Here is a 13,059-nt window from a genome sequence, read left to right as displayed (position 1 = left end):
TCCGGCTCCGCCTGATTTTTCTTGTGCCCGAGATGCTCGGTCATTTCCTCGTCAAGCGCCGCTTCCAGCACGTTCTTAGTGAACAGTTTCAGCAGACCGTCCGGGCCAGTCAACGCCAATCCCCGTGCCTTGGCCTCGGCCACCATCGCCGCCGCGGCGGCCTGCTCCGGCGACAACCGCGCCGGCTTCTCGTCACGCTTGCCTGGACTCACAAGGTCCGATGTCATCACTCACAGTGCCCATCCCGCCGGACCTCAGCCCGGCGTGTCGGGCCGGAAACACCGATCTTGGAACAGTCCCACACGACACGACGCTCTGCGAAGTGGCCGGACACACCGGCGGTCACCATCGGGGAACTCGATGGTGACCGCCGGTGTGGGAGCGGACGAACGCTGTGGGGTACTGGTGCAGGGCACTTATTCCTGAGCGGCGGTATTCCCTCGCCTGGTGGCGACGAAGGCACGCCAGTCACGCGCAGCGAGTTGTGCCCAACGGGCGGCGGTGGCGTGGTGCACCCCGACGAAGTCGGCTAAGGCGGCTGAAGGTAAGTCAGCGGCAAGAGCGACGAGGGCAGCGTTCCGGGCTGGGCGGGCGAGCAGTCCAATTCTCTGAGTTCGCATTGCAAGCCGTCAGCGCTGAGGGGCTTTGCAGGCACGAGTCCCGGAAAGAGCCATTTCTGGAGGTCGGGTCGTTGCTTGTAGCGCGAACGCTGATGCTCTCCGCCGGCGAGGTCGGTGAGCATGCGGCCGAGTTTCGGCGGCAGTAGCAGGGGGCGAGCGCTGATCTTGAGGTAGGTGTCGTCGTCTTCTTGTTGCAGGTTATCAGTGGTCAGATGCCGGACCCGGGTGATCGATAACCCGAAGAGCAGGATCAGGGCTGCGGCAGCTCGGGTATCCAGCGCAATCGAGGTGTCATCGAAGCAGCGCTCTAGCAGTTGCCAGCGGCGTTGCTCGTCGAGTAGATGCTCGGGCTGGGGTCGAGCTCGGGAAGGAACCCATAGGTTTGAGATCAGCTGTCGAGAGCGGGCCCATGCCACGAGGTAGCGGACGTCGTAGGACCGGGTGTTGCCGCACGAAAGCCAGCGTTCTAGGTCGGTCTGGCTGGCCGTAGAAAGATCGAGACCCTGCGCGTCAAGCCAGGTGAGGAATTCGGGCGCGACCCGGATTTGCTTTCGGAGTTCCCTGCCAACCTCACTCGGATGGCGTCGGCGGGCGGCGAGGCGGCGGGCTCGTCGGAGGACGAACCAGTGGGCGAACGGCCGGATCGGCCGTGCTCTGTGTTCAGGCTCGTCGGCGAGCAGGGTGTCCAGCCAGGGCGGGATCCGTTCGAGGTCATCGTCTCGCGGCGGAACGACGCCGGCCTGCACGAGCAGTTGACGCAGGAACACCTCGTGACGGCTCTGGGGAAGGGCGTCGAGGTGGTCGTGGGTGATGGGTCCATGGATGGTGGCTAGCTCTCGGAGGAGGTGCGCTGTCTGGCTGCGCGCGATCCAGCGGATCTGTTTGCCGGGAAGGTCGGTGACCAGCGCCCTTCATACTCCGCGCTGTGGACCACGGAGTTCCACTCGTGCAGCACCTGCTGCGGGGCCACCCCGAATCGCTGCAAACACTCGGCCGGCCAGCCGTAGCGGGCATCAGTGATGTAGTCACAGAACAACCGCAACGAGTTCCGGTAGTTCCGGGCGGTCGAGACGGCCACCGACGTCGAGCCCATGAACGCCTCGAACTCACCGGGGTCCACTGCCACGGGTACTGATTCGAGAACCGGACGAAACGGCGCACGATCTTGACCCGCGGCTTGATCGTCCCGCCCGCCCGCAAGAAGCGAGACCGCTGCTGACACGATCAACCATCCAGCATCGCCTCGAACACCGCCGGCGCCGGATCGAGATGCCGAACCCCCGCAACCAACACCGAAGACGCCGCCCCAGGCAACGCCAAAACATGATCCACGACGTTGCGTCTAACACAACATCGATGCAGTCACTGTCAGCGACCCCCGACTCGGCCGGACATACCCTGCCCGGCCGAGTCTTGAGGTCCGCTGGGGAGCTGAGCTAACCCCTCGACGCGCGCGGATCCCGACTACGCGGGTAGGTATTCCGCTCGCCGATCTCACCGTCGAGGTTGTGGATGACGTGCTCCACACCACGATCGATCGCCATGTCGCGCCCCGTAGCCTGAGCCTCTACCTTGGTCGGCGCGCTGTTGCTGGCACGCTGACCGCCTTCAACCTCGTTATACCAACGGCCATCGCGATGGACCGTGTGGATATCGCCTGCGGCCATGAAGGCCTCCCTTTCCTGTGCGTCGCCAATGGCGACGCACACGTCCCGTGGCCCGGCCGACCTGTACGGCCGAGCCGGAAACCCGCAAGGCCGAAACCGACGGGAGTGACACACGATCGGGGTCAGATTGCCTTTGCCCCACTGCGCGTACTCCGCCGAAGTCGTTTACCGTGCGGGTCCCGGGACGGGAGTGATATCAGCACTCCCGTACCGGGCCCAGCTACTTCCTCTTCGCGCTCGGACGCGTCTGCGCTAGCGCGCTGCCCGCAGCCGTCTTAGCCGCTGCGGACGCCTTGCCCTTCAGCACTTTCGACGCCGCCGTAGCGGCCTTCGCGCTGGTCTGGCGCTTGTTTGTCTTCGCCATGGTGAGCTTTCCTCCTTTCTTGGCATAGATCCTTCCCAGAGTCGCCCGGCTCCTCCTGGGAGACCGGGCGACGCCAGGCCTGAGCGGGATGAGCACCCGCAGGTCATCGGTGCGGACTGTCGAATCCGCATCTATTGAGTTGTCATGCCAGCCTCTGAACCGGCATTCCTTCGCAGCTGGTGCAACATCGCTCACGCGATTCCCCGTGCGGTGAGGGGGAGGAAACCATAGGGAGCCTGACTCCCTCCCCCTCTCCTCGCACATCCGCCGGTGGCGCGGCGGCACTTGTTGCACCTGATGCAATATCGCTCGTTTTCAGCTGCAGCCGGAGGTCGAGCCGCAGCCCTCGCACACGTAGCAGGAGCCGGCCGGGCGCATCTTCGTACCGCAGGTCAGGCACAGCGGGGCGTCGGCGAGCTTGCCCTGCTGCAGCTCCAGCAGCTCGGTCGAGCTGCCCACCTCGACCGGCGCCTTGCTCACCCCGGCCGGGGTGGCCGGTGTCGCGTCGACCGTGGTGCGCAGCGTGTCGAGGTCGACGTCACCGCTGTCGCCGTAGGTCTCCGCCACCTGCGCGGTGCGCTCGTCGGCCGAGAAGATGCCCAGCTGGGACCGCTTCTCGTAGGGCAGGTGGTCGAGCGCGAGACGGCGGAACAGGTAGTCCAGGACGCTCGTGGCGATCCGGATGTCCGGGTCGTCGGTCATGCCGGCCGGCTCGAAGCGCTGGTTGCAGAACTTCGAGACGTAGAACTCCAGCGGGATGCCGTACTGCAGGCCCACCGAGATCGACATGGAGAACGCGTCCATCACACCGGCGAGCGTGGAGCCCTGCTTGCCGAGCTTGATGAAGATCTCGCCGAGGCCGTCGTCCGGGTAGGAACCGGCGTGCAGGTAGCCCTCGGCGCCGCCGACGGTGAAGGACACCGTCTGGCTCGGACGCTTCTTCGGCAGCCGCCGGCGCACCGGACGGTTCTCGATGATGACCTGCTTCTCCGCCTCGGCGGGCTTCGACCGGGCGTTGGTCAGGGGCTGGCCGACCTTGCAGTTGTCCCGGTAGATCGCCAGCGCCTTGAGACCCAGCTTCCAGCCCTGCAGGTAGATCTCCTCGACGTCCTCGATCGAGGCCGCCTCCGGCATGTTCACCGTCTTCGAGATCGCACCGCTGATGAACGGCTGTACTGCCGCCATCATCCGCACGTGGCCCATCGCCGGGATGGACCGCTCACCCATCGCGCAGTCGAACACCTCGTAGTGTTCCGGGCGCAGGCTCGGGGCGTCCACGACGTGGCCGTGCTCGCCGATGAACTCGACGATGGCCTCCATCTGCTCCTGCTGGTAGCCCAGCGAGGTGAGCGCACGCGGCACGGTCTGGTTCACGATCTGCATCGACCCGCCGCCGACCAGCTTCTTGAACTTGACGAGCGCCAGGTCCGGCTCGATACCGGTGGTGTCGCAGTCCATCATCAGGCCGATCGTGCCGGTCGGGGCGAGAACGCTGGCCTGCGCGTTGCGCCAGCCGTTCTTCTCGCCGACCTTGAGGCACTGCTGCCAGGCCTTCGTCGCCAGCTTGTGCACGCTCGCGTCGATGTGGTCGAGGGTGCGGATGTCGTCGTTCGCGGCGGCGTGCTTGCGCATGACCCGCTGGTGGGCCTGTGCGTTGCGGGCGTAGCCGTCGTAGGCGCCCACCGCGCCGGCGAGCTCGGCCGAGCGCCGGTACGCCGTGCCGGTCATCAGCGAGGTGATCGACGCGGCCAGCGCGCGGCCGCCTTCCGAGTCGTACGCGTGGCCGGTCGCCATCAGCAGCGCACCCAGGTTCGCGTAGCCGATGCCGAGCTGGCGGAACGCCCGGGTGGTCTCACCGATCGGGTCGGTCGGGAAGTCCGCGAAGCAGATCGAGATGTCCATCGCGGTGATGACCAGCTCGACGGCCTTGGCGAACCGCGCGGCGTCGAACCCGCCGTCCGGCTCGAGGAACTTCATCAGGTTCAGCGAGGCCAGGTTGCAGCTCGAGTTGTCCAGGTGCAGGTACTCGCTGCACGGGTTGGACGCGGTGATGCGACCGGACTCCGGGCAGGTGTGCCAGTCGTTGATCGTGTCGTCGTACTGCAGACCCGGGTCGGCACACGCCCACGCGGCCTCGGAGATGCCCCGGAACAGCGAACGAGCCTTGACCGTCTCGATCACGTCGCCGGTCAGCCGGGCCCGCAGGCCGAACTCGGTGTCGCTCTCCACCGAGCGCATGAACTCGTCGGAGACCCGCACCGAGTTGTTCGCGTTCTGGTACTGGACCGACGCGATGTCCGAGCCGCCGAGGTCCATGTCGAAGCCGGCGTCGCGCAGGACCCGGATCTTCTCCTCCTCGCGCAGCTTGGTCTGCACGAACTCCTCGATGTCCGGGTGGTCGACGTCGAGGACGACCATCTTGGCCGCGCGCCGGGTGGCGCCACCGGACTTGATGGTGCCGGCGCTCGCATCGGCGCCGCGCATGAACGAGACCGGGCCCGACGCGGTGCCACCGGAGGACAGCAGCTCCTTCGAGGAGCGGATGCGGGACAGGTTGAGGCCCGCGCCGGAGCCGCCCTTGAAGATCAGGCCCTCCTCGCGGTACCAGTTGAGGATCGACTCCATCGTGTCGTCGACCGACAGGATGAAACACGCCGAGACCTGCTGCGGCGACGAGGTGCCGACGTTGAACCAGACGGGCGAGTTGAAGCTGAAGACCTGGTGCAGCAGCATCCAGGTGAGCTCGTGCTCGAACACCTCGGCGTCGGTGTCGGAGGCGAAGTAGCTGTGCTCGACGCCCGCCTTGACGTAGCTGGAGACCACCCGGTCGATGAGCTGACGCAGGCTGTGCTCACGCTGCGGGGAGCCGGCGGCACCCCGGAAGTACTTGCTGGTGACGATGTTCGTCGCGTTGACCGACCAGGACGACGGGAACTCCACGCCGCGCTGCTCGAAGTTGATCGTGCCGTCGCGCCAGTTCGTCATCACGACATCGCGGCGCTCCCACTCGACCTCGTCGTAGGGGTGCACACCGGGTGTCGTGTGCACCCGGTCGATCTTGAGCCCGCCGGACCGCTTGCGACCTTTGCCGCTGCCCCCCACGTTCCCCACCACCGGCTTCGCGCTCCGGCTGTCCTGTTGTTCCACGGCGTCGGTCATGCGTACTCGTCCCTCTCTGGCAAATCCCTCTGGTGACGTGGCTGCTGGCGGCCGGGGGCCTAACCGGGTGCCGGTTTACGCAGGTCGGCGATCTCCTTCTCGAAATCCTCGATACTCGAGAAGGACCGATAGACGCTGGCGAACCGCAGGTAGGCGACCTCGTCGAGCTCACGCAGCGGGCCGAGGATCGCCAGCCCCACCTCGTTGCTGGGCACCTCGGCGGCGCCGCTCGCCCGGATCGTCTCCTCCACCCGGTGGGCGAGGTGCTGCAACGCATCCTCGCCGACGTCCCGCCCTTGGCACGCCCGCCGAACTCCGCGCACCACCTTGTCGCGTAAGAACGGCTCGGTGACCCCGCTGCGCTTGACGACGGCCAGCACGGCTTCTTCCACCGTGGTGAACCGGCGCCCACACTCCGGGCAGGACCGGCGTCGCCGGGTGGCCTTACCCTCGTCGACGTCCCGGGAGTCGATGACCCGGGAGTCCGCGTGTTGACAGAACGGGCAGCGCACCTGTGCTGTTCCTCCCCCACACATCTGCCCGGCCGGCGGCCGAACTACAGCTATGTAACCACAAGATGTGGGGGTAAACAAAGTCGATCAACCCCAGATGGGGTGGTTTTGACGAATGTCACCCGATGGGACTGACCAGCCGCTGCCCGGCCTGCACCGAGGGTGAATTCAGGTGGTTCAGCTCCACGATCCGGGCGGCGACAGCGGCCGGATCGGCGGACGGGGCAACACGGCGTGCGACCTGCCAGAGCGACTCCGCGCCGTGCACCTGCACCACACCCGTCGTGTCCGGCACCCGCGCGGAGGCGACCGCGTCGGACAGCAGGCCGAGCGCGGCGACGACCACCGCCATCCCGACGGCGAGCAACACCACCGACGCCACGGCCCGCCGCAGCCGGATCCGGGAGTCGAGCACCACCCTGGGCGCGGGACGCCGGACCGGGCGGACCGGGACCGGACGCGCACCGGAACGGACAGCGGCCCGCCGCGTGGTGGACGAGCAGGAGGGCACGACGATGCGGGCCGAGGGCGTGCGCCGAGGCGGATGCGCCGTACGTCCGGGGCCGGTCGGCACCGGAGCCACGGCGACCTTCCGGGCCGGAGCCCGACGAACACCCTCTCGCTCGGACCGGCCAACCGCCACCGAATCGATCGCGCCCATCACGCCTCCCCAGCGTTATCCTGATCGCACACCCGTTCGATCGAACGCGCGTGCGACCTGTGTACCACCAGGCACCGACAAAAACGCAGAACCCGAGGGCGTGTCTTTCGAACATGTGTTTGGACTTGTCGGCCCATCGGTCTACGGTTCACCACGAACGGATCAACGAGTGTTACCCGGTTGGGTCGTGTCCTGTGGGTTCGCGGGCGACGGGATTCGTGTTCCATTCGGTCAGCGGCAAGGCGGACGGAAGACCTCGTACCGGGTGGTACCCGGTCTTCCGATCAGCGCGGCCGGAGACCGGTGGGCGCGGATCGCGCGGTCGCCCCCCTCGGGGAACGACCGCCTACCGGACTAGTGAGGAGGTCGGCGACGATGGCGCGGGGATCCACGGAGGACGGCTCGGGCGAGCTCGCCCCGGCGAAGAGTGAGGGAGCGCAGGTGCACACCTTCCCGGACCCACCGGGTACGGAGCCCACGGCGCTGACTCCCAGACAGCGGAAGGTGCTCGAGGTCATCCGCGACTGGGTGGAGCGCTTCGGGTACCCCCCGAGCGTTCGGGAGATCGGCGACGCGGTGGGGTTGACCTCGACGTCGTCGGTGCACCATCAGCTGCGGGCGCTCGAACGGAAGGGGTACCTGCGGCGCGATCCGAACCGCACCCGCGCCGTCGACGTGCGCGGGCCCGAGGAGATGGGTGGCGAGTCCTCGCTCACCGCCACGGGGGTGAGCACGGAGAACCCGGAGGTCGCCGAGGAGCTGCGCGCGCTGCGCCCCTCCCCCGCGTTCGTCCCGGTCGTGGGCCGGATCGCGGCCGGTGGGCCGATCCTGGCCGAGCAGGCCATCGAGGACGTGTTCCCGTTGCCGAGGGAGATCGTCGGCGAGGGCACTCTGTTCCTGCTCACCGTCAGCGGCGACTCGATGACCGACGCGGCGATCACCGACGGCGACTGGGTCGTGGTCCGGCAGCAGTCGGTCGCCGAGAACGGTGACATCGTCGCGGCGATGATCGACGGCGAGGCGACCGTAAAGACGTTCAAGCGCCGGGACGGGCACATCTGGCTGATGCCGAGCAACCCGGCCTACGAGCCGATTCCGGGTGACGAGGCGACGGTGCTCGGCAGGGTGGTCGCGGTACTGCGCAGGCTCTGACCTCGACTTCACGGAGCAAGGCGCCGCACACGGGCCTCATTGATCACTTCAGTGTCGCGTCGCAGCTGCGCCCGACTCCGCAGAGCGTCATGCCGCGTCGCAGACACCGCGGCGTCTGCGACACAACACGACGCTCTGCGAGGTCAGACGGACCGGCTCAGCGTCGCCTCGAGCCGGAGCGACGGCGCGAGACCATCGCTCGCGCCGCCAGCACGCCCACCGTGAGCACCACGGCGACACCGCTGAACAGCGCGGCCCTGTGCAGGACCCTGCTCGGCCCTTCGGCCGAGCGGGGTGTGTTCCCGGCCGAGGTGTCACTGTCGCCGTCCACGGTCGAGCCGGCGGGGACGGCGACCGTCCGGAGCCGCCCGGTGACGCCGTCCCTCGATTCCGAACCGGACAGCAGCGTGCCCCGCCCGGTGAACGCGATCGCCTCGCCCTGCGGCTCTCCGGGTAGCGGTACCTGCGTCGGTGTCCGTCCGAGGGCAGCGAGCAGGTCACCGTCCGACGCGGCGAACAGCCACGCGTCGGTATAGGTCCGCAGCGCCGCGAGCTTTCCGTCCGCCGTCGTCGCCCCGCCGGTGATCGTGCGGGTACCGACTCCCCCGACGGGACCGCCGACGGTCTCGGACCGTGGCAGGACCACCTCTCCCACCTTGAGCAGGTCGACCGGTGCCGCGGGCCTTGTGGCCGCGCCACCGCCGGGAGCGGACAGCGACCGGTCCGGCCGATAGATTCCCGCCGGGCCGAACGGCTCCTTGGTGACGATCAAGGGCAGCCCCGGCTTCTCCATCAGGACCGCCTCCGCGTCGTGCGGACCGTCCGGGTAGCGCATCCGGTGCAACCTGGCGGTGCCCGCCGCGGTCAGCTCGATCATCGCCACGGTCGCCCGGTCGCGATTGTTGTCGCCGGTGTCGGCAAGCCAGAACGTGCCGTCGGCCGACCTGGCGAGGTCCTCCACGTCGAGCGGATCCACCGAGCCGGTCAGCACCCGGCGGACCGAACAGTCACCGGCGAGCTCGTAGACCCGCACCCGGGGGCCGCTGTCCACGATCGCCCATCGACGGTCGCCGCCGTCGGTGGCCAGGCCGGACAGCTCGGCCAACCTCGGGTCGGTGACCGAACACAGCACCGTGGGACCCGGCGCCGCGATGGCGGTCGCGGCACCGACCGCCATACCTGCCGCTGCCAGCGCCGCGACCAGCACGGCACTCCGGAGCAAGGTCAGCGCGCGGCGCCGCGCGGCAGTTCGGTGACGACGTCCCCCGCCGCATCGACGTCCGCCGAATCCGGCCCGGGCCCGCCCGACACGACGAAGTCGTGCACCAGTGCGACGAGGTCCTCACTCACCCGGACGCGCAACCAGGTGCCCTGCGCCCGGTGCTCTTCGGCGAGGACCTGGCCCTGCTCGTGCAGCCGCGCCGCGAGAGCACCCTCGGTGTAGGGAAGGAGCACCTCCAGCTCGGTACTCGGCCGGGGTAGCCGCGCCGCGATCTCGTCGCGCAGCCGATCGATCCCGACACCGCTGTGCGCGGACACGAAGACCGCGTCCGGCAGCAGGTGCCGCAGCCGCGCGAGCTGCAGGTCGTCCGCCGCGTCCACCTTGTTGATCACCAGTAGCTCGGCGGGCATCGCGCCGCCGTGCTGCTCCCCGATCTCGGCGAGCACCTCGCGGACCGCCTTGATCTGCCCCTCGGGCATCGGGTCGGCCCCGTCGACGACATGCACGAGCAGGTCGGCCTGGGCGACCTCCTCCAGTGTCGAGCGGAACGCCTCGACGAGCTGGTGCGGCAGGTGCCTGACGAACCCGACCGTGTCGGTCAGGGTGTAGGCGCGGCCGTCCTCGGTGCGGTTGCGCCGGGTGGTCGGGTCCAGGGTGGCGAACAGCGCGTCCTCGACCAGCACTCCGGCGCCGGTGATGGCGTTGAGCAGGCTCGACTTGCCGGCGTTGGTGTACCCGGCGATCGCCACACCCGGCACCTCGTTGCGGCGGCGGGACCCGCGTTTGGTGTCGCGCACCGTGCGCATCGCGGCGATCTCCCGGCGCAGCTTCGCCATCCGGCGGTGAATGCGTCGCCGGTCGAGCTCGATCTTCGTCTCACCGGGGCCACGGCCGCCGATGCCGACACCGCCGGCGGCACGACCACCGACCTGGCGGGACAGCGCCTCACCCCAACCACGCAGGCGGGGCAGCAGGTAGGACAGCTGGGCCAGCTCGACCTGGGCCTTGCCCTCCTTGGAACGGGCGTGCTGGGCGAAGATGTCCAGGATCAGCGCGGTCCGGTCGACGACCTTGACCTTGAGTTTCTCCTCCAGCTGGCGCAGCTGGCCGGGCGAGAGTTCGCCGTCGCAGATCACCGTGTCCGCGCCGCTGGCGAGGACGGTGTCGCGCAGCTCGGCGACCTTGCCGCTGCCGACGAACGTCGCCGGGTCGGGCCGCTGGCGGCGCTGCACGAGGCCGTCGAGCACCGTCGACCCCGCGGTCTCGGCGAGGCGGGCCAGCTCGGTCAACGAGGCGTTGGCCTGTTCGGCCGAACCCTCGGTCCACACACCGACCAGCACGACCCGCTCGAGCCGCAGCTGGCGGTACTCGACCTCGGTGACGTCGGCGAGCTCCGTCGAGAGTCCGGCGACCCGCCGCAACGACGAGCGCTCCTCGAGCTCCAGCTCACCGGAGGACGGTTCTACATACACAGGCGGTTGATTCATATACCAGCCATGGTCCCACGTCTCGCATCCGATTTGTGGGCGGAGAAGTTTTCCCGCCCCGCGCGGCGGCTCAGGAGAGCGACCGCCACCAGTCCGCCCGCAGCTCACCGGCCGCGAGCAACACCGAGGGGCCGGTGAGTGTCGCCTGGCCGTCGTGGCAGTCCACCCGCACCCGGCCGCCGGGAATCGCCACGACCAGCGAGCCCTCCGAGCGGCCCTGCGACCGCAGGACGGCGGCAGCGGCGGCGACCGTCCCGGTACCGCAGGAACGTGTCTCCCCCACGCCGCGCTCGTAGACCCGCATGCGCGCGACCCCGTCCCTCGGCGGGTTGACGAACTCGACGTTGACCCCGTGCGGGAACGTCGCGGGGTCGTGGTCCGGCGCGCGGCACAGGTCCAGTGTGTCCAGGTCGACGTCGGTGACACAGGCCAGGTGGGGGTTGCCGACGTCGACGACGACCCCGTCGTACCGGGTGCCGTTCAGGTCGACGCTACTGGTCCCGCCGAGCCGGACCGCACCCATACCCACCGTGACCTGACCGTCGGCGGACAGTGTCACCGGCCTGATCCCGGCGCGCGTGCCCACCGCGAACTCGGTCCCCGCGACCAGGCCCGTCTCAGCGAGGTACCCGGCGAAGACCCGGACCCCGTTGCCGCACATCTCGGCGACCGAGCCGTCCGCGTTGCGGTAGTCCATGAACCATTCGGCGCCCTCGGCCGCCGCGGTCGTACCGATCGGTTCACCAAGGGACGCACTGCGCACGATCCGCAGCACGCCGTCCGCGCCGAGGCCGGCGCGGCGGTCGCACAGCACCCGAACCCGCGCCTCGGTCAGTTCCAGGGCACCGTCCGGGTCGGGGAGCAGCACGAAGTCGTTCTCGGTCCCGTGTCCCTTGAGGAACGGAATACCCGCGTCCGAATCAGCCACCCCACCAGCCTACTCAGGGTGACCGGCGAGGGACGCGCACCTCACGGCGCCGTCGGTGCAGGTCAAAGGCCGTGAGTGGCGAGTGGTCCCAGGGGACCACTCGCCACTCACGGGTGCGGTGGTCACGCTAGGCATCGTGCAGCAGCCTCAGCGCGGCGCCGAGCGGGTCGTCCGCCCCGTCGATCCAGTGGATGCGCGGGTCGCGACGGAACCAGGAGCGTTGCCTGCGCACGAGCCTTCTGGTGGCCCGGACGGTGTCCTCGGCGGCCTGTTCCACGGTGAGCACACCGTCCAGCGCTTCCAGCGTCTGCTGATAGCCCACCGCTCGTGAGGCGGTGCGGCCCTCCCGCAGTCCCCGCTCGGCCAACGCCGTGACCTCCTCGACGAGACCGGCGTCGAACATCCGGCTGACCCGCAGCGCGATCCTCGCGTCCAGCGCGTCGGTGGGCAGTTCGAGGCCGAGCAGGACCGCGCCGTACCTCGGCTCACCCAGTTCGGGCAGCGCCGCACTGAACGGCTCGCCGGTGATCTCGATCACTTCCAGCGCCCGGACGATCCGCCGGGTGTTGCTGGGCAGGACCGCCGCCGCCGCGGCCGGGTCGAGCACCGCCAGCCGCCCGTGCATCGCCGCGGCACCCTCGGACTCCAGCTCGGACTCCAGCCGCGCACGGACCTCGGCGTCGGTCCCGGGGAAGGCCAGCTCGTCGAGTACCGCGCGCAGGTACAGCGCGGAGCCCCCGACCAGCACCGGCACCCGGCCGAGGTCCAGCAGCCGCTCGATGACGGCTCGGGCGTCGCGCTGGAACTCCGCCACCGACGCCGTCTCGGTCACATCCAGCACGTCCAGCAGGTGGTGGGGCACGCCTTTGCGCTCGTCGAGGGTGAGCTTCGCGGTGCCGATGTCCATGCCCCGGTACAGCTGCATCGCATCGGCGTTGAGCACCTCTCCCCCGAGGTGCCTGGCCAGTTCGACACCGAGATCCGATTTTCCCGTCGCGGTCGGTCCGAGCACCGCGATCAGCCTCGGTCGGTCCTGGGGTGAGTTATCCGGCACGACCGTCCAGCGTATCCGGCCGCGCGGATCCGCGTCGGTACCAGGCCCGGCCCCCATCGGAGTAGTCCGCTCCGGGCGGCGAAACCACTACGATTCGTCTCGCCGATGCTGCCGCTGAGTGTGTGGATGCGGTGGATTCAGTTCCCGTCGGACCGAGGAACTGTTTCAATCGCGGACGGGCCACACGAGGATCGGGCGGCCATACGTCAAGGCTCCGTGTCATGCGGAGCGCC

At 69.0% G+C, this 13,059-nt stretch carries 11 protein-coding genes and 1 pseudogene; 1 reads left to right on the top strand and 11 read right to left on the bottom strand.

From position 1 onward, the window contains the following. From G406_RS0143450 to G406_RS55130, 7 genes and pseudogenes are all read right to left on the bottom strand, one after another. A pseudogene (locus G406_RS0143450) lies at positions 1-227 on the bottom strand (IS256 family transposase); the annotation flags it as partial. 302 nt (positions 228-529) lie between these two features. Beyond that, complete coding sequence (locus tag G406_RS57685; protein ID WP_156935476.1) at positions 530-1,387, bottom strand: hypothetical protein; 858 nt, start codon at positions 1,385-1,387, stop codon at positions 530-532. 62 nt (positions 1,388-1,449) lie between these two features. Continuing rightward, on the bottom strand, positions 1,450-1,848 hold the full coding sequence (locus G406_RS55135; RefSeq protein ID WP_156935475.1) for a hypothetical protein: 399 nt from the start codon (positions 1,846-1,848) through the stop codon (positions 1,450-1,452). A 208-nt stretch (positions 1,849-2,056) separates the two neighbouring features. Continuing rightward, a complete protein-coding gene (locus G406_RS0143435; RefSeq protein WP_028938754.1) occupies positions 2,057-2,287 on the bottom strand; it encodes a DUF2188 domain-containing protein in 231 nt (76 codons plus the stop codon). A 679-nt stretch (positions 2,288-2,966) separates the two neighbouring features. Beyond that, the gene (locus G406_RS0143430) at positions 2,967-5,810 is read right to left on the bottom strand and encodes a vitamin B12-dependent ribonucleotide reductase (protein ID WP_028938753.1); all 2,844 of its coding nucleotides are present in this window, start codon (positions 5,808-5,810) and stop codon (positions 2,967-2,969) included. 59 nt (positions 5,811-5,869) lie between these two features. Beyond that, positions 5,870-6,322: a transcriptional regulator NrdR gene (gene nrdR / locus G406_RS0143425; protein WP_028938752.1), complete on the bottom strand. Its 453-nt coding sequence runs from the start codon at positions 6,320-6,322 to the stop codon at positions 5,870-5,872. Positions 6,323-6,440: 118 nt separating this feature from the next. Further along, positions 6,441-6,983: a LysM peptidoglycan-binding domain-containing protein gene (locus G406_RS55130; protein WP_051343463.1), complete on the bottom strand. Its 543-nt coding sequence runs from the start codon at positions 6,981-6,983 to the stop codon at positions 6,441-6,443. Between the two features lie 375 nt (positions 6,984-7,358). Here G406_RS55130 and lexA point away from each other — a divergent pair, with 375 nt between their 5' ends. Beyond that, positions 7,359-8,135, top strand: a complete 777-nt coding sequence (lexA, locus tag G406_RS0143415) for a transcriptional repressor LexA (RefSeq protein ID WP_028938751.1) — start codon at positions 7,359-7,361, stop codon at positions 8,133-8,135. Positions 8,136-8,292: 157 nt separating this feature from the next. On the opposite strand, the gene G406_RS0143410 is transcribed toward lexA, so the two are convergent. From G406_RS0143410 to miaA, 4 genes are all read right to left on the bottom strand, one after another. Further along, complete coding sequence (locus tag G406_RS0143410) at positions 8,293-9,342, bottom strand: esterase-like activity of phytase family protein (RefSeq protein WP_028938750.1); 1,050 nt, start codon at positions 9,340-9,342, stop codon at positions 8,293-8,295. A 17-nt stretch (positions 9,343-9,359) separates the two neighbouring features. Continuing rightward, positions 9,360-10,844 carry a GTPase HflX gene (hflX, locus tag G406_RS53415; RefSeq protein WP_037081442.1) on the bottom strand — a complete coding sequence of 495 codons (1,485 nt, stop codon included), beginning with the start codon at positions 10,842-10,844 and terminating at the stop codon, positions 9,360-9,362. A gap of 70 nt (positions 10,845-10,914) precedes the next feature. Continuing rightward, complete coding sequence (gene dapF, locus G406_RS0143400) at positions 10,915-11,772, bottom strand: diaminopimelate epimerase (RefSeq protein WP_084216910.1); 858 nt, start codon at positions 11,770-11,772, stop codon at positions 10,915-10,917. 127 nt (positions 11,773-11,899) lie between these two features. Next, a complete protein-coding gene (gene miaA, locus G406_RS0143395) occupies positions 11,900-12,826 on the bottom strand; it encodes a tRNA (adenosine(37)-N6)-dimethylallyltransferase MiaA (protein ID WP_245607445.1) in 927 nt (308 codons plus the stop codon). Between the last annotated feature and the right edge of the window lie 233 nt (positions 12,827-13,059).

The sequence above is a fragment of the Actinospineispora spinosispora DSM 44797 genome (assembly GCF_000429025.1).
Taxonomy (GTDB): domain Bacteria; phylum Actinomycetota; class Actinomycetes; order Mycobacteriales; family Pseudonocardiaceae; genus Pseudonocardia; species Pseudonocardia spinosispora.
Note: the sequence above shows the minus strand (reverse complement) of the source record. Positions and strands in the feature narration are given on the sequence as shown.